Source organism: Caloramator quimbayensis (assembly GCF_900167605.1).
GTDB lineage: Bacteria > Bacillota > Clostridia > Clostridiales > Caloramatoraceae > Caloramator_B > Caloramator_B quimbayensis.
In genome coordinates this window covers 38,509-62,224 of the sequence record NZ_FUYH01000007.1, presented here as the reverse complement: position 1 = coordinate 62,224, position 23,716 = coordinate 38,509, and the positions used below count along the sequence as shown (strand labels likewise).

Annotated in this window: 24 protein-coding genes; all 24 read right to left on the bottom strand. The window is 30.7% G+C overall.

Annotated elements, in window-relative coordinates; genetic code table 11:
- Positions 1 to 34 precede the first annotated feature (34 nt).
- Positions 35 to 772, bottom strand: coding sequence for an IS21-like element helper ATPase IstB (gene istB / locus B5D15_RS05950; protein WP_078696211.1), 738 nt, complete (start codon positions 770 to 772; stop codon positions 35 to 37).
- Positions 769 to 2,292 (bottom strand): IS21 family transposase, encoded by a 1,524-nt coding sequence (istA, locus tag B5D15_RS05945; protein WP_078696210.1) that lies wholly within the window; start codon positions 2,290 to 2,292, stop codon positions 769 to 771. The genes istB and istA overlap by 4 nt, the downstream gene beginning before the upstream one ends.
- Before the next feature lie 297 nt (positions 2,293 to 2,589).
- Positions 2,590 to 6,354, bottom strand: a complete 3,765-nt coding sequence (locus B5D15_RS05940; protein ID WP_078696209.1) for a methyltransferase domain-containing protein — start codon at positions 6,352 to 6,354, stop codon at positions 2,590 to 2,592.
- Between the two features lie 20 nt (positions 6,355 to 6,374).
- Complete coding sequence (locus B5D15_RS05935) at positions 6,375 to 8,258, bottom strand: glycosyltransferase family 2 protein (RefSeq protein WP_078696208.1); 1,884 nt, start codon at positions 8,256 to 8,258, stop codon at positions 6,375 to 6,377.
- A gap of 25 nt (positions 8,259 to 8,283) precedes the next feature.
- Positions 8,284 to 8,550, bottom strand: a complete 267-nt coding sequence (locus B5D15_RS05930; protein ID WP_078696207.1) for a hypothetical protein — start codon at positions 8,548 to 8,550, stop codon at positions 8,284 to 8,286.
- 62 nt (positions 8,551 to 8,612) lie between these two features.
- Entirely contained in the window at positions 8,613 to 9,425 is an 813-nt protein-coding gene (locus B5D15_RS05925; RefSeq protein WP_078696206.1) for a flagellin N-terminal helical domain-containing protein, read from the bottom strand.
- Positions 9,426 to 9,559: 134 nt separating this feature from the next.
- Entirely contained in the window at positions 9,560 to 9,892 is a 333-nt protein-coding gene (locus B5D15_RS05920) for a hypothetical protein (RefSeq protein WP_078696205.1), read from the bottom strand.
- Positions 9,892 to 11,481: a flagellar filament capping protein FliD gene (gene fliD / locus B5D15_RS05915; protein ID WP_078696204.1), complete on the bottom strand. Its 1,590-nt coding sequence runs from the start codon at positions 11,479 to 11,481 to the stop codon at positions 9,892 to 9,894. Before fliD ends, B5D15_RS05920 begins: the two co-directional genes overlap by 1 nt.
- Before the next feature lie 11 nt (positions 11,482 to 11,492).
- Entirely contained in the window at positions 11,493 to 11,705 is a 213-nt protein-coding gene (locus B5D15_RS05910; RefSeq protein ID WP_078696203.1) for a carbon storage regulator, read from the bottom strand.
- Positions 11,696 to 12,115 (bottom strand): flagellar assembly protein FliW, encoded by a 420-nt coding sequence (gene fliW, locus B5D15_RS05905; RefSeq protein ID WP_078696202.1) that lies wholly within the window; start codon positions 12,113 to 12,115, stop codon positions 11,696 to 11,698. The genes B5D15_RS05910 and fliW overlap by 10 nt, the downstream gene beginning before the upstream one ends.
- Before the next feature lie 10 nt (positions 12,116 to 12,125).
- Positions 12,126 to 12,998, bottom strand: a complete 873-nt coding sequence (gene flgL / locus B5D15_RS05900) for a flagellar hook-associated protein FlgL (RefSeq protein WP_078696201.1) — start codon at positions 12,996 to 12,998, stop codon at positions 12,126 to 12,128.
- A gap of 8 nt (positions 12,999 to 13,006) precedes the next feature.
- A complete protein-coding gene (gene flgK / locus B5D15_RS05895) occupies positions 13,007 to 14,638 on the bottom strand; it encodes a flagellar hook-associated protein FlgK (RefSeq protein WP_078696200.1) in 1,632 nt (543 codons plus the stop codon).
- A gap of 10 nt (positions 14,639 to 14,648) precedes the next feature.
- Complete coding sequence (gene flgN / locus B5D15_RS05890; protein ID WP_078696199.1) at positions 14,649 to 15,080, bottom strand: flagellar export chaperone FlgN; 432 nt, start codon at positions 15,078 to 15,080, stop codon at positions 14,649 to 14,651.
- A complete protein-coding gene (locus B5D15_RS05885; protein ID WP_078696198.1) occupies positions 15,080 to 15,358 on the bottom strand; it encodes a flagellar biosynthesis anti-sigma factor FlgM in 279 nt (92 codons plus the stop codon). The genes flgN and B5D15_RS05885 overlap by 1 nt, the downstream gene beginning before the upstream one ends.
- An 82-nt stretch (positions 15,359 to 15,440) precedes the next feature.
- Positions 15,441 to 16,535, bottom strand: coding sequence for a flagellar motor switch phosphatase FliY (gene fliY / locus B5D15_RS05880; RefSeq protein WP_078696197.1), 1,095 nt, complete (start codon positions 16,533 to 16,535; stop codon positions 15,441 to 15,443).
- Positions 16,528 to 17,517 carry a flagellar motor switch protein FliM gene (gene fliM / locus B5D15_RS05875; protein ID WP_078696196.1) on the bottom strand — a complete coding sequence of 330 codons (990 nt, stop codon included), beginning with the start codon at positions 17,515 to 17,517 and terminating at the stop codon, positions 16,528 to 16,530. Before fliM ends, fliY begins: the two co-directional genes overlap by 8 nt.
- Before the next feature lie 11 nt (positions 17,518 to 17,528).
- Positions 17,529 to 17,921 (bottom strand): chemotaxis protein CheW, encoded by a 393-nt coding sequence (locus B5D15_RS05870; RefSeq protein ID WP_078696195.1) that lies wholly within the window; start codon positions 17,919 to 17,921, stop codon positions 17,529 to 17,531.
- A gap of 10 nt (positions 17,922 to 17,931) precedes the next feature.
- Positions 17,932 to 18,291, bottom strand: a complete 360-nt coding sequence (locus B5D15_RS05865; protein ID WP_078696194.1) for a response regulator — start codon at positions 18,289 to 18,291, stop codon at positions 17,932 to 17,934.
- A 16-nt stretch (positions 18,292 to 18,307) separates the two neighbouring features.
- Positions 18,308 to 18,904: a chemotaxis protein CheC gene (locus B5D15_RS05860; RefSeq protein WP_078696193.1), complete on the bottom strand. Its 597-nt coding sequence runs from the start codon at positions 18,902 to 18,904 to the stop codon at positions 18,308 to 18,310.
- A 14-nt stretch (positions 18,905 to 18,918) separates the two neighbouring features.
- The gene (locus tag B5D15_RS05855) at positions 18,919 to 20,886 is read right to left on the bottom strand and encodes a chemotaxis protein CheA (RefSeq protein WP_078696192.1); all 1,968 of its coding nucleotides are present in this window, start codon (positions 20,884 to 20,886) and stop codon (positions 18,919 to 18,921) included.
- A gap of 1 nt (position 20,887) precedes the next feature.
- A complete protein-coding gene (locus B5D15_RS05850) occupies positions 20,888 to 21,664 on the bottom strand; it encodes a CheR family methyltransferase (RefSeq protein ID WP_078696191.1) in 777 nt (258 codons plus the stop codon).
- Positions 21,665 to 21,669: 5 nt separating this feature from the next.
- Positions 21,670 to 22,746: a protein-glutamate methylesterase/protein-glutamine glutaminase gene (locus B5D15_RS05845; RefSeq protein WP_078696190.1), complete on the bottom strand. Its 1,077-nt coding sequence runs from the start codon at positions 22,744 to 22,746 to the stop codon at positions 21,670 to 21,672.
- Positions 22,747 to 22,751: 5 nt separating this feature from the next.
- Positions 22,752 to 23,240: a chemotaxis protein CheD gene (locus B5D15_RS05840; RefSeq protein ID WP_078696189.1), complete on the bottom strand. Its 489-nt coding sequence runs from the start codon at positions 23,238 to 23,240 to the stop codon at positions 22,752 to 22,754.
- 18 nt (positions 23,241 to 23,258) lie between these two features.
- Positions 23,259 to 23,714, bottom strand: a complete 456-nt coding sequence (locus B5D15_RS05835; protein ID WP_078696188.1) for a chemotaxis protein CheW — start codon at positions 23,712 to 23,714, stop codon at positions 23,259 to 23,261.
- Positions 23,715 to 23,716 lie beyond the last annotated feature (2 nt).

Sequence of the window (23,716 nt, the reverse complement as noted above, 5' to 3'; positions counted from 1 at the left end):
AATAATTGCAACATCCGAATTACCATAAATGTTATTAATTGTATTTTATTAAAGAGTTCTGTAACCTATAACTCGGTCCATTGAATATAAGTAAATGACTATGATGAACCATCCTATCTATTATTGCATTAGTTAGCTTTTCATCAAAAAATATGCTGTTCCATTTACTAAATTCAAGATTTGTAGTTAATAGTAAACTCTTTTTTTCATAGCAGTTAGATATAACCTGATAAAGGAGCTTGGCTCCATCAACATCAATAGGTATATATCCCCATTCATCACATATTAAAAGATCCGATTGCTCAATTTGTTTTAATAACTTTTTAAGTGTACCATTATTTTTAGCATCAATAAGTTCATTAACCAACGCTGCTGTTCTAAAAAATTTAACCTTCATATTATTTAAGCATGCTGCTACACCTATTGCTGTCGCAAGATGAGTTTTGCCTGTACCAACTGGTCCATATAGTATTAGGTTTTCATTTCTTTTTATAAATTCTGTAGTCTTCAATTCATCTATTGTTATACTCGGTGGTAGCTCTATTTGCTCAAATGTATAATTTTCAAAGGTCTTTATTACATCAAATCCAGCTTGTTTTAAGTATCTATTTTTTCTTACAGATTCTCTACGTTTAATTTCAATTTCAAGTATTTTTGCAAGAAATTCTTCATGAGTTTCTGCTTCTATTGTAGTCACGCTTTTAGCTATATTCCCTCCAAATTTGAGTTGCCTACAATATAACTTGATATTTTCGATAGCCGCTTCATTCATATAGCAGGCACCCCCTTCCCATATAGGGAGTCATAGATGTTTAAGTCTGTTTTATACTCGTTAATATTAGGAATATTATCTTTAAGATTTATTTTATTTATTGACGCCTTACCCATATTTTTAATACGATAGTATGTAGTTAATAAACTATCTATATCTTTAACACCATTATTTAATGTTTCTTCTAAAGCTTTAGTTGCATTTAATATTCCCTCAGCCTCATCCCCTTCTATCATTTTCATTAGAGCTTTAATACTCTGCTTTTTGCCTTCTGTTTCTTGACTTTCAATGTAGTCTTTCCAAATATCAGGCAATGAATTAAAAAATTGAGTATATTTTATTGCCTTTGGTCTTTTAGCCATAACTTCAAGGTATGGATACCACTTCATTGACTCTTTATACTTATCATAAATTCTTTCATGAGATACTATTGTCTTAAAATCTTTATTCATTATTATAACTTTGTCAGCTGTTGCTTTTACAATTACTTCTTCATTAGAATAAACGGGTGACGTTGAATAAAGATTAGTTTCAAACTCTGCCTTCCCATACTTGTCCGCTCTTACAGTTTTTATTCTTCCTACCTCAAATTCCTTTTCAGGAAGCTTAAACATAAATTCTTTTTCTTCTTCAAGTAACTTAAAAATCATTTCTCCTTTTTTGTAGTGTTCTCTTTTCATATCAATGTCCGAAAGCTTAAGTAATTCCTTATTATATTCATCAATATTTTCAAAATGTGGAATAGGAACAAACAAATTTCTTCTATGGTATCCTACTTTATTTTCAACATTCCCCTTTTCGTGTCCGCTATTGGGGTTGCAAAAATTAGCTTCAAATCCATAATGTAGAGCAAATCTCTCAAATTGTTCAACCAAGTTTCTCTCTCTATTTTTCCCTAATATTACTGCAGCCGAAAGATTATCAAACCATATTTTGTATGGAACATGACCTATGTATTCGAAAATTTTTTTCATCCCCTCTAAAAGACATTCTTGATTTTCTCCCTTAAAAACCTGAGTATATCCACCATTGCTGTATGGGAAAGTCATATTCAAATAATGTCCTTCAATTTGTTTTCCTTTTTCATAGAACACAGCCTGTCCGAAATCTACCTGGGCTTCTCCCTTGGGATGATCAAGAGGCAAATATCCCTCTTCATCCTTATAGATATCTTTTTTTCTCTTACTAACATAATTAGCGATAGTTCTATATCCTACTTGCAGTAGATCTCTATGTTCAGATTTTAATCTTTCATAAATTCTTTTAGCAGTATGTCTTTGCTTAACAGGTGCTGTCTTATCCTCCTCAAGCCATCTGTCGATGATAAAAGTTATATTATCGATTTTTCTGGGACGGCCTCTCTTATCACATTTTCCTAATTTAAAGTTATAATCATCTTTTTTGAGATATTTGACTACCGTTCTGTAATTATGTCCTGTTTCTCTTGATATTTCACTTATTTTTTCCCCTTTACTGTAATACAATTTTTTGATATTCTTAATTTGAGTCATTGTTAACATTCCTTTCTACCCCCTTTAGCCGCTTTCAACGAAAGGGTAGTATATTTTATGGATGTTGGCAATGACTTTTTTTCCAGCTTTTTTATTGTATTTTATTTTTGCAATTCGTTTATTTTTATTTTAGACTAAACAGTCACTTGTCAACTGGGTGAGAGGTCCTATAAAACTATAATTTCCACCAACAACATATTTTTTATTGTATAGACACTAAGTTCCTATATACTATATGTTGAGGTAAAAAATTCATAGGGGCATTTTTGGTGAACTCTTGGTGGAAATGATATAAGATTAATTTTTTTATAAAACTTCATATATTGATTCTATTATTTCTTTTACACTATCTGTATTCATTAAATTTTTATATTTATTGAGCAAATCATTTATTTGTAAAAAAATTAATTCTTTTTTCCATATATCTCCAATACTGATTTTTTCATTAATTTTATCACAACTCTTCCTAATAATTAAGAATTTTTGCGACAATCCAAAATCATATTTTAATAAACATATTTTATCAAACAAATAAAATAATTTCGACAATACATCAATATGTTCATCACTTAAACAGTTATTATTAATTAAATTTTTTATTTTATAAAATATATCACGAACTATTTCACCCTTATATCCTAAAATATTATAGTCAAATGGTTGATCTAAGAAAAATGCTACAGGTATATTACACACAATTTCTAATCCATAATCTATCAATATCTTTTCTAATTTATTATAATCAATAACTCTCATATAATCCGATCTAATATCTGTACCTATCATAGTAATAGGGTCTATTTCTATAAAATAACCTTCTTCTTTTAAGTTTAAACTTATATTGTTTATTACATTTTTTAACATTTCATCGTCAGTCATGTGAAGCAAAACCGAAGCTGAAAAAATTAAATCATACTTTAAATCTTTAGGGTAAGAGTTTATATTTGTAATATCACCTGTGAAAAAATTCCCTTTTTTAAATTTATCCCTTAAATTATTTATTGATACTTCTGATATATCTATTCCATAATAAGCTCCTATATTATTATTCATAAAATAATTTGTAAAATACCCCGTACCGGGACCAAGCTCCAATAAATTTTTATTCTCATATCCATTTAAAATCTTATCTTTTAAATGATTTAAAACATCTATTTTAGATTTATAAATATATTTATTATAAATTTCTCCTAATCCCATATAACCAGAAGATTCTATTGTAAATTTCTTTCCATATCTATCATTCCAGTATTTTTTTTGAAAATTACATTCTTTATTATTTTGTTTTAAAAATAATTTTATATATGAAAAATACCAATTATAAATTGTTTTATCCCAAGCTGAAATTTCTTTTATTTTTTCTTTATTTTTGCATTTTTCTTTATAATAATCTAAATTATTAATTATCTCAACTAATTTTTCACCTAACTCATTAATTTCTTTAACTTTTATAAAAAATATGTCTTTATCTTCCAATATTTTATAAGGTAACCATTCACCAGTAATCACAATATTTCCACTATATAAATGTTCTTGCATTGAAGCACTTAATGTATCTGTAGTTTGAAGTTGTATCATTATATCTGTTAATTTTGTATAAATTGCAACTTCTTTAAAGTTCATAAAATCTTCTATTATTTTAAATTTAAAACCACTTCTATCAAGTAATTGCTTTACTTCTAATATATATGCTTGTTCTTTTCCATATGTCATTGGAAATAATAAAAATATATTATTATGTAGTTTATTTTTTACGTTATTTAATTCTTGTATTATCTTAATATGATTATGTGCCTTTGTAGCATTATAACCACAAGTAATTACTATATAATCTTCAGGTATTCCAAACTGTTTCTTTAATATCTTTTTATCATAATTGTCAATTTCATCTATATGTTCGAGAGCTGTTAATCCAAATCTGTTTACAGTAGTTTTATTTTTTAAATGGTCACCATAAAAATTAATAAAATCTTTCATAGTTTCTTCATTATCAAAAGTTATTAAATCTGCTTCATCATACAATTCTTTCTGTATTCTCCTTATTTCATAATCTGATCTATAATAATCACTTCCCCAAATTGTCACTACTAATTTTTCGCATTTTTTCTTAATTTGTTTTGAATATTTAGCAAATAAAGGTGTAACATAATGAATGTGTATGATATCGTAATAATTAATATTGTTTAATGCATTTAAAAATTCATTTTCATCATTTATAACTAGTAGATTATTAATAATTCCTTCACTTTTTAAATCATAATACTTTTCATCAAAAGTCATCAAATCAGGTATATAATTTAAATAAGCATATATTTTTTTTATATATTCTGTTATATAAACTGAATATAAACTTCTAATAATTAATATATTAGGTTTTTCAATGTTGTTTTTACTATATATCTCATTACTGTTAATATTCAATTTGTTCTTATTATAATAATCTGATAGTATAATGTTACCTTTCATCTTGTGTATCTCAGATAATAATTCAATCATTTCTATTGATTTTTCTTTAGATAATAATTCTCTTATCATATTTTCTGCTTCTTGTATTTTATTATGCTTTATATTTTCTATAATAAATTCCTCTTGACTAGTTTTTTTTAATTCATGCGTTTGTTTAACTTTGTTTAAAAAATTAATAATATTAAAAAATTGGTTGTTTATAATAAAATCATTATTAAAGAGTATATTTTCATCTATATTTATGTTTTTCACTTCTTCTATCTGTTTATATATTTTTTGATTAAAGTTAATAATTTTTCCAACGTTATATTTTTCATTAAACATTTTATACGAAATCAAATCAACAAAAGCGATAGGTAAACCTGCAGCTAAATAGTCAAATATTTTATTAGCAAATGTAGTATCCAAAAACATTTTATTTTGTTGGGTTACATTAAAAAAAGCTAAACCAATATCATATTTTGTTAATTCTACCAATAATTTCTTAGGAGATAAAACTCCTTCATAATGAATATATTTTGATTTACTTTCCAATTGTTTTATATAATTAAGATTAACATTTCCGTATATATGAACATGTATTTTTTCCTTCGCTAATTTTAAAAAATGCCCTTCCAAAAATCTATGGTGACCCTGTATATTTGATAGTCCTCCCTCAAAGACACAATGCATTTCTCCATCATAACAACTTAACTTTTCTTTTCTTTGTTTTGGTATCATTGATTTTTCTATAAAGTTATTTAATACAAATATTGGTTTATTTCTTATCCCAAATTTTTTTATAGCTATATCTTTAACCAATTCATGCACATATATATTTCCACTTGCCATAACGTTTGCTATATATTCCAAAACAACTTGTTCATTACTAATTTCTGATCTTAACGACATCATATCATGAGTATCATGAATTATTGGCTTATTTGTAGCTAAAAACAAAACTGTAAAATAATCTGGTTCATTGGAACTGTATAATATATCATAATCACTATTATTTATATAATTAATCGCTTGATTTATATCTTTTAACTGAAACATATTTTTATATGGTAACTCTATATCTTTATACACTTGTAGTGGATGTGCTGAAATGTACAATAAATCAACTTGTATCCCTTTACATGCTATAACTTTAGCAATTTTATTTGTTCTAATACAAGGAACATCTTGTATGAATAAGACCTTTTTAATATTTTCTAAAGCATTTATAATATTATTTTTTTGATTTTGCCCTAATTTATTTTCTAATTTTTTTAAATTGTCATTAATTATATCTTTTAATTCAGAATCAAAACAATTATTATATGCTTTATAATAATGAATAAATGAATCTTTATACATATTAATTTGACTATATACATAACCTAAGTTATAATGTAAATCAAAATTATTGCAATCTTTTATTATTCCCTTTTCCATTATTTCAATAGCTTCATCATAATTTTTTTCTAAAATATAGATTACTCCAAGCATTGAATAAATATCTATATCATCAGGTACTACTTTTCTGTAGTCTTCTATTGCCAATTTTGCATCTTCAAGTTTTTTTTCGTTAATTAGAGCTTCTATCATTGATTTTATTTTTTTCTTTTTTTCTTCAATCATTATATCACCACCATAAAATACTATATCTCAATTTGTTGTAATTTCTTTTGTATAAATTTTGAATACTTAGGATACGATTTTACTGCTTCTTTTAAATATTTAATCGCCAATTTAACATCAGATTTATTTAAATATTCATCAGATAGATAAAATAAAATTATAAATTTATCTTCATTATTTTCTATATTTTTATAAATTAACCTAAATTTATCTTTTTGATAAATTTTAGTAATATATTCAATTCCAATTTTTGTATATTTTTTAAATAATTCTTCATACTCATCAGTTACATTTAATATATTGTTTATTAAATTTACTAACAAAATGTTACATATAATTTTTAAAGTAGTTATCTCTTCCAGATCTCTTATTTTATTTATATCTAACATCAAAATGTAATTCTTAAAATAATTACTAAAATCATATTTATCTGTTAATTCCAAAATAATATTTTTTTGAATATCTGTATTTAATTTTTTAATTAAGCATATGATTTCTTTGATATTATCTTTTAGCATTTCAAATAATTTCATATAAAATAAAGGTATTTCATCAAAATTTAATAACTTTAAGAAACTATATATAGCATCAACATTTTTATTTATTATAAAATGGTTATATAAACCATAATTATTATCTATATTACAAAATTCATTTCTAATAACTTTAATTTCCTCATCATCTAATTCTTTAATATTATTTTCTAATACAGCCTCGTAAGTATTTTTTATATCATCACTTAACTCTAAATATACTTCCTTTATTTTATTATAATTTTTTTCTTTTAATAAAATACTTATAGTCATAATTATTTTATCTTTTTGGGAATCAATATTTTGAGCATATTTATATGCTTCAAAAAAATAGTCCTTTTCTAAATATAATTTAGATATCTCAATATAAACAATATCTTGCGAATTTTTATCTATATGATACAAAGGTATTGACATATCCTTAACTATTTTAAGATTATCAATTTTCAAAATTAATTCTGTATATTTTAAAAGTGCAGCTAAAGCTTCTTCCTTTAGTCCCATTTTTATATAAGCAATTCCAAGCAAATAATATAAATCAATAAAATCATGATTAATTTTTAATCCTTCTTTACATGATTCAATAACCACATTATACTTTTCATTTCTCCAAGCTTCTCTTGCATAAGATGAGTAAATAGACATATATAGTTTTTTTTCTTCAGCAGTTTTGTTATTTAATAAACAATATGCTTTTCTAAATTCTTCAAATGCTCTAATTTTATTGTTATACATAGAAAAACTTACTGCTAACTGATACCTATAGTAAATATTATCTGGGTCTTTTTTTAATTCATTAAATAATATTTCAGTTGTTCTTTTATATTTCTTTTCCATTAATGCTTTATCCTGTGTAATATATCCATAATGAAATATCTTTATTTTAGAATAAAAAATAGGATTTTCAAAAACAGGCTGATTATGAACAGCCCCAACATATTTAAAACCCTTTTTATTTTTAAAAAAGCGAGGTGACATATTAACCATATATATATTTTTTGAATTGATTTCTGATAAGTTTTTTACTTCAACAGCAATAGTATTATATTTTTCTATTTTTTTAGAATTAAAAATCGATGTAATTTCATATATATTTTCAACCTCTTCATCTGCATCTATTATAAAAATCCATTCCCCACTTGCATATGATATGGTAATATTTCTCATTTTAGAAAAATCTTTTTCCCATTTATGAAAATATATCTTTTTAGTATATTCATTTACTATATTAATTGTATTATCATTAGATCCAGTATCAACTATTATAAGTTCAGCAAAGTCATTGTCTAAAAGCCCCTTAATACTATCTAAACACCTTTTAATATTTTTTTCTTCATCCTTTACCATCATGCATATACTAATTTTAGGCATAAAATCACCTCAATATTTATTAACTTTAAACTTCTTCAAACATCGGTATTATCTCATAGCTTAAAATATCTAAAAACATATCATAGTCTTTCTCTTCAAATGCATTAAGCATATCACTTAACTTTTCATTCAAATAATTTATATCATTCTCATCAGATATATTGTTAGCAATACAAAATATATTATCAATAACTTTTATAAATAGGTTGAAGTCAACAGTATTGTTATTCATATTATTATAAATTTTATTAACATATTTTTTTAATTCTACTATTTGCATTTGGTTTTTCATCTATATTTTCCTCCATTTAAGTCAATTAAAGCTCTGGCAAACCCAGAGCTTTAATTTGTCCATTATCTTAATAACTGTAATACACCTTGTGGTTGTTGATTTGCTTGAGCAAGCATTGCTTGTGCCGCTTGAGCTAAAATATTATTTTTACTAAAAGTCATCATTTCCTTAGCCATGTCAACATCTCTGATTCTTGACTCTGCAGCTGTTAAGTTTTCAGCTGAAGTTCCAAGATTAGCAATTGTATGCTCAAGTCTATTTTGATATGAACCAAGTTTTGATCTTGTAGCAGAAACTTTTGCTAAAGCTGCATCAATACTGCTTATTGCAGTGTTAGCATTTGCAACAGAGTCAACTGCAACTGAATCAACTCCTAAGCTTGCTGAATTCATATTAGAAATACCCAAAGTTATTGTTTGTGTTTTATTTGCACCAATTTGAAACTGCTTACCTGTAAATGTACCGTCAATTAATTTTTGGGTATTAAACTCAGTTGTGGTTGCTATTCTATTAATTTCATTATTTAATTGATCAATTTCATCTTTTATAGCTGTTCTATCAGTTGCAACATTTGTATCATTGGCTGCTTGAACCGCTAATTCTCTCATTCTTTGAAGAATGCTGTGAGTTTCATTTAAAGCACCTTCTGCTGTTTGAATAAGTGATATTGAATCTTGTGCGTTTCTTCCTGCTTGTTCAAGACCTCTTATTTGTGCTCTCATCTTTTCTGAAATTGCAAGTCCTGCTGCGTCGTCTCCTGCTCTGTTAATTCTCAGACCTGATGATAGTTTTTCCATTGATTTTCCAGCGTTTACAGTGTTAGTTCCAAGTTGTCTGTGTGAATTTAATGCATTAAGATTGTGATTGATTATCATTTTACATTCCTCCTTGAATTTTAGTGGGCGTCCTTGCCCATATTTTATTTTGAGCCCTATCTTATGGCCACTCGATAGGTCTTTTTTGTTTCTACTTATTTTATCGTAAGGTTTTTTTATTACTTTATAGTTTTTTAGAATTTTTTGTTTAAGAAAATTGATGAAGTTATATTTTTTTTGTTGTAGGCACTGCCTGCTTGTCTAAATTTTGCTATAGCTTTAATTTCCTTTTTTATAAAATCCTGCTTTTCTTTTACCTTCTCATTTAAAAGGTCTTCAAGCTCCTCTATGTTTAATGATTTTAGCATGGTTATATATTCTTCTTTATTTTCAGCAGCTTCTATTTTTTTAATACAGATTTGCCTTTTGTCTAATATATCGTTTAGTTTTTCAAATTCTAAATTATCTACTGCATCTATTGCAGTGTGTGTAAGCTCTTTATATTCTTCAATTAAATCTTTTATCATCAGCTGCCTACTCCAAGCTGCTGCATAAGCCAATTTGACTGGTCGTTTAGTTTTTGCATAGCAGTTTCAAGCTGCGAAAACTGCTTATAGTATGTTTCTTCCTTTTGTGCAAGCCTTGATTGCATGTCCTTTATCCTTTTATCGTAGTCATTTGTAAGCTGTTTTGTAATTATGTTATCAAACTCTGAAATATCCCCTGTTATTCCTGCGGTTCTTATAAGTATTCCCTTATTACCATTGCTGTCTCTTGTTGTTCTTGTATAATCCTTTAAAATATCGTTTATTCTTTGGAATATTCCTATTTGATTATATCTTCCGCCATCGGTTTTATGGTCAGGGTCGTATTTAATATCTGAATCCTGAGAGAATATTTTAGCAACTAAATCCCCTTTGTTTTGCAGTGCATCCTTTAGCTTTGCCTCATCTATTATTATTTTACCGCCTTGGGTAAAATCGCTGCTTGTTGAAAGTCCAACTTCACTTAAGGATATTCCTGCCCCTTCAACCTTATCATAAAAAGCTCTCCTTAAAGAATAAAGCATATTCTGGAGCATTGAATCGCCACTTAAAATTCCCTGCTTTGCCTTCTCTTCCCATTTTTTAATTTCATCCTCTTTCATATCCTTCTTTTGATCGTCCGTTAAGGGCTTGTAGCTGTATTCCTTTTTCTCAGTAAGTTTAGTTTGAATCTTAGTTATTATTTCATTGTATTTGTCTATAAAAGCTTTTATCTTATCAAAGGATTTTTGAATGTTTTGAGTTATTGTGATTTTTGAAGTCCTTGTCCCGTCCTCGCTTTGAAGATTATAGGTTACGCCGTCGATTGTAAAGGTATTGGTTGATTTTGTAACATTAGCTGTTTCTCCATCAGGATTTGTTATTGTAACAGATGCATTGGAACCCTTTTTATCTTGTCCTAAATCACCAGTGCTTATCCCAAGATTTGTTATATTCCCTGAAGTATCTTCAACCTTTATATCTTTATCCTCTCCAGTACCTACTGTCATAATCCTAAACTTTCCCGTAAGCTCGCTGAACTCAGCCTTAAACACTCCGCTTCCTGCTGAGTTTATTTTATTTATAGCGTCTGAAATTCTATCGGTTTTGTTTAAAACTACATCTGTTGACTTACCATTACTCGTTATAGTAATTATAAAATTACCACTCACCCCAAGATCCTTTAAAGTCGTGCTCTTTGTAGCAGTTATTGAAGCTCCCTCAACCTTTGCTGCCTTTGCAATGCTGTTTACTGTAATACTGTAAACCCCTGCCTTTGCACCATAGCCTGCTGTTGCTGTTGCCGTCGGAGGAAGAGATGAATTAGTACTATCTACTGATGTAACATCAAAGACAGAATAGGCATTGGGGGATAAAATATAATTATCTCCCTTTAAAACATCAAGATATGTTGCCTTTAATGTATTTATGTCGGATAGTATGTCCCTGTAAGCATCCTGCTTCCACTGAAGATACTGCCTGTTTTGCTTTATAGTATCGAGTTTCATGTTTTCAGCCTTCATCATCTGCTTTACAATGCTGTCAACATCAAGCCCCGTTGCAAGGCCAGTAATTCTAAGCTTGTCAGACATTCTACCACCTCCTACTTTATTTTTTTAATAATAGATTCAATGTTTTTAGCAGATTCTATGTTCTGGTTTTTAACCTCTGCTAAAAGCTCTTTTCTTACTATTTTTATTGCCTTTGGAGCGTTAATGCCTACCTTTACAACTCCATTATCAACCTCAAGAATGCAAACCTCTATGTTTTCTCCAATTAAAAAGGATTCCCCGATTTTTCTTCCTATTACAAGCATTTTATCTCCTGCCTTATACTATAATTTCTGTTTGTTAGTATTATCTGCTTCCCTTTCATTTTTAAAACATTTATTATAATCGGGGCTAAAAGGTTTGCAGTTATTTTATCATCCCTTATTGTAAGAACGCTGTAAACTATTACATCGCTTTCATTTTCAATTTCAAGATTTAATATCTCCTCATCAGAGAGCTCAATCTCAAAATCTAAAAAATATTCAAAGGGATTGATAACTATAAGACAAACATCCCTTTCATCCACAGACTGAAGGCATTTTAAATTGCATTTATCGTCAATATTTAGTATTACATACCGCTTATATTCTTCAAAACCAGGAATTCCATCTTTAAAATATATAATTTCTTTTTCATCTATTTCAATATCATCAAAAAACTTAGTATTCACAATCATAAAAATCATCCTACCTTAAAAAATCTAATATGCTCGGCTGAAGTATTTTAGCCCCGGTTTGAAGGGATGCATTATAAACCGATTCCATAACCTTATATTCCATAACCTTTTTAGCTATATCTATATCCTGAGTCTTTGATAAAAGCTCAGTCATATTAAAGGTTTCCTCTTCGTTTTTGCTCTTCATTGCATCGAGCCTGTTTGACTTTGCTCCAACCTCTGCCCTTAAATTTAATATTTTATCCATTTCATTATCTAAATCACCAAGTTTTCCTGCTGGGGAATCTCCTGCATTTAAAGTATCGGAAATATCTTTTAAAACATTGAATACGCTTTCAAACTTATTTCCGGGAACATCTATTGTAAAGGCTACACCCTGTGAAAATTCCCTTAAAAGGCCATTAGTTGAGCCTTTATATGTTATGCCTGATGGGGATGCTACATCAGCTTCAAAGGGAGGATTAGTAGTCTTGTCCCCTCCAAATATGTATCTTCCATCATAGGCAGTGTTTCCAACTTCCCTTATATGGTCTTTAAGCTGGTCTATTTCCTTTTGTATAGCCTGCCTTTGCTCTTTTGTATAATTTCCTCCAGCCTGAATTGTAAGCTCCCTTACCCTTTGAAGGGCATCGTTAATCTGCCCGAGGGCCTTATCAGTTGTTTCAAGCCAGCCTATTCCCTCTTCTATGTTTGATTTATATCTGTCGTTTGCTGCAATGCTGCTGTTAAGTTCCATAGTCCTTGCAACCTTAAAGGGGTCATCTGAAGGCCTTCTAACTTCATGGCCTGAGGAGAGCTGCTCCTGATACTTTCTCATGTTTTGAATGTTTCTGTTTAAATCATCTAAATAACCCTTTGATAAAACCTTATTTGTTATTCTCATAAATTCACCTACCTTCTTATAAGACCGTTTACAACAACATCTAAAAGCTGGTCTATAACGCTTATCATTTTAGCGTTTGCCTCATAGGATCTTTGAAATTGAATCATATTAGTAATTTCCTCATCTATTGAAACGCCGGATATTGATTCTCTTCTCGTTTCAAGCTGGGACAAAAGAGCATTCTGATTAGTAACCATCCTTTCAGCTTCCTGACTTGAAACTCCGAGGGCTGATATTGTACTTTTAAAATAGTTGTCAATTGTTATTCCGTTAGGGTTGCTCTTCATAGTTAAATATTCTGTGCTGTTTTTATCAGTATTCAGGCTTACATCGGAAATGAATTTTGCTCTTGAATCAATGCCTGTAACATCCATTCTTATGTTTCTAAGCCTTGCAATTGCAAGAGCCCTTTCTCCGTTTCCTTCATTGCTATTAATTGATGCAACAATATTTTTAGGATCATCAACTAAGCTTTTATTTACACTTATTATTTTTGCAGGCTCATTATTTAAATCCTCAGCATCTTTATTAAAAAAGTCTATATTATTTCCGTCAGAGTGGATAGTATTAGCTGAAATTGTTAGAGCCCTTGCTATATTGTTAAGCTGAGTTTTATATTTTTCTATCTCCTCATATATCGTTTCATATCCGTTTATGCTTCCGTTTATGAATTTTGCAGGAGATGCATCTATTGTTCCTCCCTTTGAGTATGCTGTTTTATCATAAAACAAAACATGAATGTTTTTATATTCGCTTGCATCGCTTACAGATATTGTCTTTTTATTGTTGATATCTCCGTCTATATAAATTTCAATTTCGTTTTTCTCATAATCTATTTTATTTATATATGAAAGACTAAAATTTAAACTTCCATCCTTTAAAATCTCTCTCTTATCCTCAGTGCCGTCGTCCTTTTTAACCTTTGCATATATTTTTATACCTTTAAAATCTGTTTCTTCAGTATCATAGCTGAACTTTTGAGAGAGCTGATCTAAAAGCAAATCTCTTCTGTCAAGCAAATCATTCGGCTCTTTGCCTCCTATTACTGCAGCCTTTATTTGCACGTTTAATTCCTGTATATTGCTTAAAATGCTCGCAGCTTCAAATACTTCATTGCTTGTTATATCCGCTGCATTAGCTTCCATATCGCTAAGCTGCTGATAGTTTTGGTTTATAGCAGTACATAGAGCCTGTGCATTTTGTACAACAAGTGTTCTTGCAGTTGAATTAGGCTCTGGAGTGTTTGACAGCTGGCTCCACGAATCATAAAATTTTCCTAAAACACTTGATAGTCCTGTATCAGAAGGCTCCATGAATATGGTTTCTATCTCCGATAGAAACTGCTGCCTTGACTCATATTTTCCAAGGGTTGATTTTTCTTTTCTTATCTGGGCATCCAAAAATACATCCCTTGTTCTTGAAATTTTAGCAACCTGAACACCTGTACCAAGCTGTCCCGGCTCTGCTGAAGTTGTAAGAGAAGGCATTCCAAAGGGCTGGGTTGTTTTTAATTCTGCTCTTTGAACAGAGTATCCTTCAGTATTGGCGTTTGCTATATTGTGGGATACTATATGAAGGGCAGTCTGCTGTGCCTGCATTCCCCTTTTAGTTATATTAAAGGTGCTGAAAAGTCCGCTCATACTTAACCTCCTAACCTTTAGTAGTAAAGATGTTTAAAGATTTAGCATCATCTACCTTGCCGCTGCTTTTATAGGTTATAACCTTTTGATTTGGATTTAATGCTGATGTTATAAGCCTAATATAATATAAGGACTGTTTTGTTAAAATTAAATTTGTTTCCTGCTTTTGTTTTATAGACTCTATAAGGGCTTTTAAAGCTGATACATCATCCCTATTTATTATGCCATCCTCTAAGAGCTCCTCCGCCGTTTTATCCTTATAAAGGCTTAATCTTACTTTTTCAATTTCTACTATTTTCTTTGAAATTTCCTTTTTCTCTTCAATTAAATTAGGAAGTTCAAAGGCTCTGTCATTAATTAAAATATCCTTTTCTTTATTTAAAATATTATCAAGCTCAGTTAGCAGCTCTATCTGCCTTTTTACTATATTTTCTATATCCATTAAACATCACTTTCCTTTATATATTCAATTATGCCCGATGCTATTTTGTTTTCATCAATGCAGTAGCATCCATTATCTAAAAGATTTTTTATTTCATCTGCCCTGCTGCTTTTAAGTTCAGTATTTTTTATAATCTCTATATATTTTTGAAGTTCTCTTCCCTTTGAAGATATTTCAATTGTATCTTTTTTATTTGTTTTTTTTAACTGCTCACTTTTATTGTTTACACTCTTAGAATAAATGTTTAAAACTCTGTTTACACTATTATTAACCTTCATAATATCCCTCCAAATACAAAGGTAACCATCTATATTTATAGTATCGTATATTTTTCTATAAACTTTATAAAGAGTCTGCAAGTTATTTTCCCTGCAGACTCTTTACTCTATCGACATTGCTTATAATGCTGTTAATCCTGACTCCAAAATTTTCATCTATAACAACGACTTCACCCAAAGCTACCTTTTTACCGTTTACAAGTATTTCAACGGGCTCTTCCGTGAGCTTATCAAGTTCAACAAGGGAACCCGGCCCCATCTCGAGTATCTCCTTAATAGTCTTTTTTGCTCTTCCGAGAACTACAGATATTTCAAGAGGAACATCGAGAATTAAATCTATGTTCTGTTTCTCCTGATTTGAAAAGTGGGTTAAAGGAGAAAACTTTGCCTTTTGAATATTAATTTGTGGTTCTTCAACAGCCATATTTTGTTCTATAACTTTGCTTTGTGATGCATTATCTATCTTTGAAATTGGAGTCTCGTCGACAAAAAATTCTTCTTTTTGAATAATCTCTTCTTCATTTGACTGTCCTGTCATTTTATTTATTATTATCTTGGCTGTTTCTATGGATAAAAGAAGCATTATCTGGCTGTCTAAAAGGTCTTCAATAGTTAATCTAAAGGCTATTTCAACCATGTCCTCATTTGGATCCACATTATCGGAAAGGGTTTTAGAAGCATCATCCCATATTCTCGCTGTTGGAGGGGATATGTTTACAGGAAAATTAAGCATTGTCGATAGGGATGTTGCTGCTGAACCTATCATCTGATTCATAGCCTCAGATACTGCGCTTATTTCGATTTCTGACAGCGCCCTGTTAACGTTTTCCCCGCTTCCTCCCATCATAATATCAGCAATTATAGCCGCATCGGTGATTTTTATAAGTAAAAGATTTGCTCCCTTCAAATTTTCAGTATATAAAACCTCAAGGGAAACTATCGGAACCTCAAAACTCTCCTTAATTCTATTTATTGAAGTAATACTGACCTTAGGAGTAGTTATATTGACCATTTTGCCAAGTATAGTTGAAAGGGCTGTTGAAGCAGAGCCCATAGATATATTACCAATTTCTCCTAAAAGGTCTTTATCACTTTCTGAAAGAGGAGAGGATGGGGTGGTATTTACATTTCCAAGCAGTGCGTCTATCTCTTCCTGAGAAAGCAAACCATCATGCATTATTTTCCACATCCTTATCTATTATTTTTGAAACCTGAACTCCAATCTTTTTACCTATTAATCCAGGATAAACTTTAAAATGGGGAGCTTCTTCAATATAATAATCAATAGATTCGTTTAGCTTTCTATTAATTGGAATGCAATCCCCTACATTCAAACTCAAAAAATCCTCAACGGTAATTATGCTCTTTCCAAGTTCTGCAAAGGTATCAACCTTAACCCCCATCAAGTTGTTTTCCATTTTATTCCTGATTTCAATATCATCCTTCTCGGTTATAGATGTCTTATATTGAATTATCAATTTGTCTATATACTTTTCTACTGATATATATGGTATACACATATTCAAAAAGCTCTGATTATGACCTATTTCAACGGACATAGTAACAAGGGCAACGGATTCATTAGGCGCCATAACCTGATTTAATACCGGATTAGTCTCTAAATTTTCGAATTTAACTTCTACATCCAATATGTCTTCCCATGCCATCTTTAAATTTTCAAGAAGTTTTAAATCTATTTTCTTCATTATGTTTTTTTCTATATCAGTAAACTCTCGAATCTTTATTAAATTTTTTCCATTGCCTCCAAACAATATATCAACAACTTGAAACACGAACTGAGGCCCTGTTTCAAAGAGCATAAGCCCCGTAAAGGGCTCAAGAAAAAAGCTTATAAGTATCGTTGGATTAGGAATCGAATGTATAAACTCCTCAAAAGTTATCTGCTCAGTTGAAATAACCTTAATCTGAACAGAACTTCTAAGGTGTGCAGTAAGGTAGTTAGATGCAATTCTCGCAAAATTATCATGAACCATCTCAATGGTTCTTATATGTTCCTTTGAAAACTTGTTAGGTCTTTTAAAGTCATATTTTCTAATCTTCTGCTTTTCCTCTTGGCTGTGTTCTTCTATGTTTAATTCCCCTGATGATAGGGCTGACAGAAGGGCATCTATTTCATTTTGAGATAATACTTCACCCATACTATCCCCCCTTATCTATTAATGAGCGCCTCTCCCTCTAAAAGAGTTACAATATATTTATCGAAATTTACAGCTCCTTTTACAAACCCTGTATTATCATCAACTTTTTCTATCATATCATCAGATATTTCCACTACCTCTTCAACACCGTCAACGATAAATCCTGCTCTTTCATCGTTAATTTCAACTACTATTATGTTCTGCTCCTGTCCATTATTTTCAATATTTAAAAAGGTTTTTAAATCTATTATAGTTATAATGCTTCCTCTTAAATTTGAAAGACCTTTAACATAATAGGGTGCTGTGGGAACCTTTGTTATGCTCATCATCTTTTCTATTCCATGTACTATATCAGTTGTAAGAGCATATTTTTCACTTCCCAGATTAAATATAACTATCTGCATTATATCACCTCTATCCAAGTACTTTCTTTAGTGCTTCAAGTACTCTCTCAGGCTGAAAGGGCTTTACTATAAAATCCTTTGCTCCGGATTTTATAGCCTCCATTACCATAGCCTGCTGACCCATAGCTGAGCACATTATAACCTTAGCATTAGGATCTATTGCTTTTATTTGTTTAACCGCCGCAATTCCATCCATCTCCGGCATTGTAATATCCATAGTAACAACATCAGGTTTTTCCGCTTTATACATTTCAACGGCCTTTAAACCGTTTGGAGCTTCTCCTATGACTTCAAAACCATTTTTAGTCAATATATCCTTTAACATCATTCTCATAAATGCTGCATCATCAACAATAAGTACCTTTGGCATTTTTAAATCCTCCTTTTTATAATCCAAGATTGTTAAGAATAGTTTTTAAAGAACCTGGTTTTGGGATGAAGAAAAAATTAGTACCCTTCTCTTTCCCATCTTGTATAAAATTTGTATCTATTGCTAAAACATAATCGCTGTACTGCTCTGCATCAATAAAGGTGCTGCTAAGTATCGCCCCAAGCATATCAGCCGCAATAGCCGGGACTGATGTTAGAAGGCTAAGCCCCGTAAGTTTGCATATTGCATTTATGTAGGAATTTCCTAATATATTTCCTATCTCCTGATATACGGAATAATAAATTTCCTCGGAAACATCTTCATATCCTGTAAGAAGCATATCAGTTATACTTTTTGCTGTTTCATCATTCATAACAAAAAGAATATTTCCTGGGGCATCCCCAAAAACCTTCAGCATAACAGCAATTACCATGTCCTCTTCAAGTCCCATTGCTTCAAGCATATTTTCAAAGGGAAGAATATTAACCTTTGGAACAGTCATATCGATTTTTTTATTGAGCATTTGAGACAGCGCAGTTGCTGCATTTCCTGCTCCTATGTTTCCAACTTCCCTTAGGGCATCGATTTGGATTTCATTTAAACTATTTTCCAAAAATACCACCTACTTTACACAAAAGCTGCAACGTTTAGTATCAATGTAACAAGTCCATCTCCAAGTATGGTAGCGCCTACATATTCCTTAAGATTTTGAAGCATTCTTCCCATAGGCTTTATTACTATTTCCTGCTGTCCTAAAAGGGAGTCAACTAAAAGTCCTGCTGTTTTTTCTCCAACTTTAACAATAACTACATATTTTTGTTTACTGTTTTCATCCTCAACATTTAACTTATCTGAAAGCCTGACTATAGGTATTATGTTATCTCTATATACTATTACATCCTTTTTATTTGTCTTTTTAATATCATCTATATTCATGTTTATAACTTTTTCTATGAAGCCGAGGGATATTGCAAAGGTTTCCTGCCCGACTTTAACAAGAAGAGCTTGTATTATAGACAGCGTAAGCGGAAGCCTTATAACAAAGGCTGTTCCTTTGCCTGCCTCACTTATTACATCAACTGTACCTCCGAGAGATGAAATTTTAGTTTTTACAACATCCATTCCTACTCCTCTTCCTGATACATCGGTAATCTTATCGCTTGTGCTAAAGCCCTGCATGAATATGAGGTTTTTAATATCGGCAGCGCTCATTCCATCGGTTTCAATACCTATCTTTTTAGCCTTATTTTTAATCTTCTCAATGTCGAGGCCCTTTCCATCGTCCTCAAGACGAATAACTGCCTTGTTTCCTTCCTGATAAGCCATAAGCTTAATTGTACCTTTAGGGCTCTTGCCGTTTTTTATTCTTTCTTCAACAGGCTCGATTCCATGATCGGCAGCATTTCTTATAAGATGCATTATAGGCTCTCCTATTTCATCTATAACTGTCCTGTCGAGTTCAGTATCTTCTCCTTCAATAATAAGTTCTATGTCTTTATTTAATTCCTTTGAAAGGTCTCTAACTGTTCTTGGGAATCTATTAAATACCCTTTCAATAGGTAGCATTCTAACCTTCATAACAAGGTCCTGAAGGTCTAATGTTATTCTTCCAACCTGCTCTAATGTTTCGTGGAGCTCTGTCTTTTTTAAATCAATGCTTATCTGTTCAAGCCTTGTCCTGTGCATTACAAGCTCCCCGACAAGGTTCATAAATTTATCAAGCCTTTCAATGTCAACTCTTATTGACTGATGAGATTTTTTATTTGTTTTGTCCTCCTCTTTTTCATTTTTTCCATTCTCTAAGGAGGATGTATCTGCTATAGCCTCTTTAGCTGGTGCTGCTTCAGCTTCTGCCTCATTTTTTATCTCAAATACTTCAACCTTTTCTATTTCAGAAATTCCCATTATTAGATTTCTTATTTCTTCTATTTTCTTTTCTGTAATCAGCATAATGCTAAAGCTTCTATCGAATTTTTCCTGCTCTAAATCCTCTATAGATGGAACAGCTTTTATAAGCTCTCCGGCTTCTTCTAAAGTTTTATACACTAAAAAGGCCCTCGCTGATTTTAAAACGCAGTCTTTGTATAAAGTTGTATCTACTCTGTAAATTTTGTAATTCTTATCCTTTGCCTGCTTTATTATTTCTTTATCATAATCGTTTAAATCATACTCAATCTCATTTTTTTCATCCGCCGTATTAATATTAATAGCAGCTTTTGAGGATTGAATATTTTCAAGCATTTCAATTATTTCTTTTGTTTCAAATTTATCATCATTTCCTTCCTGAATGCTGTTTATCATATTTTCAAGAGCATCTACGCATTTAAAAAGTATGCTTACAACATCTGATGTAACACTTAACTCGTCCTTTCTAAACTTATCTAAAACATTCTCCATCTTATGAGTAAGCTCTGCAATGTCAGTAAAGCCCATGCTCCCTGCCATACCCTTTAAAGTATGAGCAGCCCTGAATATTGAGTTAATAGTTTCCTTCTCATCAGGGTTTTTTTCAAGGGACAAAATTCCATCATTTAGGTATTGCAGATTTTCAGCTGATTCTTCAAGAAACATATCAAGATACTGGGACATATCCATTTTACTTCCCTCCCGGTTTTTGGTATATAAATGTTCCTGCTTTTTCAAAGCCAAGCTCCCTGTAATTAAATATGCTTTCAGTTGCTCCAACAAATAAAAGAGCCCCCGGCTTCATAGCCTCAAAAAACTTTTTATAGATTTTATCCTTAGTCTCCTGAGTAAAATATATAACTACATTTCTGCAGACTATAAGGTCAAAATTGGACTCATAGCTGTCAAGAATTAAATCATGTTTTTTAAATTTAACCCTTTGTTTTATATTATCATTAATAATATAGTTTTCATTTTCTACTTTAAAGTACTTTTCTATTAAATCTTTGTCAACATTTTTAATATCATTTTTTGTATAAATGCCTTTTTTTGCAGCCTCAAGTATTGTTGTATCTATATCTGTTGCAAGTATTTCATGTTTTTTACCTAAGGTCAGCCTGTCCATTATTATTGCAAGTGTATAGGGCTCTGCACCGTTTGAGCAGGCAGCACTCCAAATTTTTAATGTATTTACCTCTGGTTTTAAAATATCCTTTATCTTTCTTTGAAGTTCTAAAAACATCTCCTTATTTCTAAAGAATTCAGATACGTTTATTGTCAGATGGTCTTTAAATTTTTTATTTATCGCAGAATCCTTTTTTAATATGTATATAAAATCTTCTTCATCCTTTGCTCCTACTCTGCCCATAAAGCTCTCAATTCTTCTAATGAGCTGTTTTGATTTATAAGCTTTAAGGTCAAGACCGTATTCTTTTAAGACAAAATTATCTATCTTTGAAAACTCCACTCCAATCACCTCCTGACTAAATCTATTATTTTTTCAGCAATTTTATAGTCAGGAAGGATTTCATCTACGCATCCAGTTTCAAAGGCAGCCTTTGGCATGCCATAAACTATAGATGTTTCTTCATCCTGAGATATTACATATCCTCCCAAAGACTTTATAAATTTAACTCCCTGCGCGCCGTCCTTTCCCATACCAGTAAATATTGAGCATAATGTATTACCTTTATAATATTCTCCCGCAGATATGAAAAGCTTATCAACCGCAGGTCTAACTCCATGAATTGAAGGAGATAAGTCGAGGACTATCTTTCCATCTCTAACAAGCATATGGTATCCTCCCGGGGCAATGTATACTGTGTTTTTTTGAATTTGTTCCCCATCCTTTGCTTCAACAACCTTAAGGCTGCTGTTTTTATCAAGCCTCTCAGCAAAGGCTTTAGTAAAGCCTTGAGGCATATGCTGCACAACAAGCACAGGAACTCCTAAATCCTTTGGAAACTTTGTAATTATATCATATAATACCCTCGGCCCTCCTGTTGATGCTCCAAGCAAAACTGAATCAATTTTAACAGTTTTTATTGAAGATATATCCCTCTGCCTTGTTGTTAGCACATCTGCATTAGATACTATATCTTCCCTTTTTGATTCTGTTTTAAGATTACTTACCTTTTCAAATCTTTTTTTAGAATGCTTTGCATATCTTACTTTTTCACAAAGTTCATTTTTTACTTTTTCAATGTCAAGAGATATTGAGCCCGATGGTTTTTGTATAAAATCAAAGGCCCCGCTATATAATGCTTCTATCGTCGTTTTCGAACCCTCAAAAGTCAGACTGCTTAGCATTATAACCTGTATACTCTGTATTTTTTTTATCTCCTTTAAAGCCTCAAGACCATTTACTTTTGGCATTTCAACATCGAGAGTTACAACATCAGGCATTAAAGATTTAGCTTTATTTATTGCATCTTCTCCGTTTTTAGCAGTGTCAACAACCTGCATATCTACCTGGCTGTTTATCATATCAGAAATCATTTTTCTCATAAATGCAGAATCATCCACCACAAGAACCCTTATTTTATCCATAGTAATTACAACTCCTTTATTTCTCTGCCTACTGTTCTTATGTATACCTTCATAGTATCAGATTCCACTATCATAGTTCTTCCTGAGTTTCCCCCCAAATCCTCTGCTAAAATAGGTATTCTCATTTCCTGAAGAACTTTTTTAACTGCTGCACCATTTCTTGCTCCTATATCCATCACAGGATTTTTATCGGGAAAGGAAAACATACTTGCCCCTCCTGCAATCTTAGCCTTAAGATATTTACTATCGGCACCACTTTGCTTTAATTTTTCAACAAGCATAGGTATTGCCTTATCAGCAAATTTCATAGGATTATTTTGATTTGTAAAACCGTTGCTGTCAGGAAGCATAATATGCGCAAGGCCTGCTATTTTATTGATATTGTCAAGCAATGCAATTCCAACACAAGAACCAAGGCCTAATGTTATAAGCTTGTCTGGAGGAGATGCAATATTCAAATCACCTATTCCTACCTTTATTTCTTTAACCTCCATACTATCTCTCCATTACTGCTACATTATTGAATTTAAAGACATCATTTCATCCCTTGAAAGTATGTTTTCTGTGTTAATTAATATAATTATTCTTTCATTTATTTTTATGATGCTGCTTATATACTTATTTGAAACACCCTTTACTATTTCTGGGGCATCTTCTATATTATCCTCAGCAATATCCGTTACTTCAGATACATTATCTACTATAAGCCCTGCCTTCTTATCTTCGTTTTTAACTACTATTATTTTCTGTTCTGATTTTATTTCTGTACTATTTAAATTGAATCTTTTCTTAATATCGATAACAGGGATTATGCTGCCTTCATATTTTATAACTCCTTTAATAAAAACAGGAGCCTCTGGTATTTTAACTGGTTCCATATACCCAAGTATTCTTTCAACTTGAGATATTTCAGCAGCGAATTCTTCACCATCGATATTAAAAACAACTATTTTCCTTTCCTTTGACATTA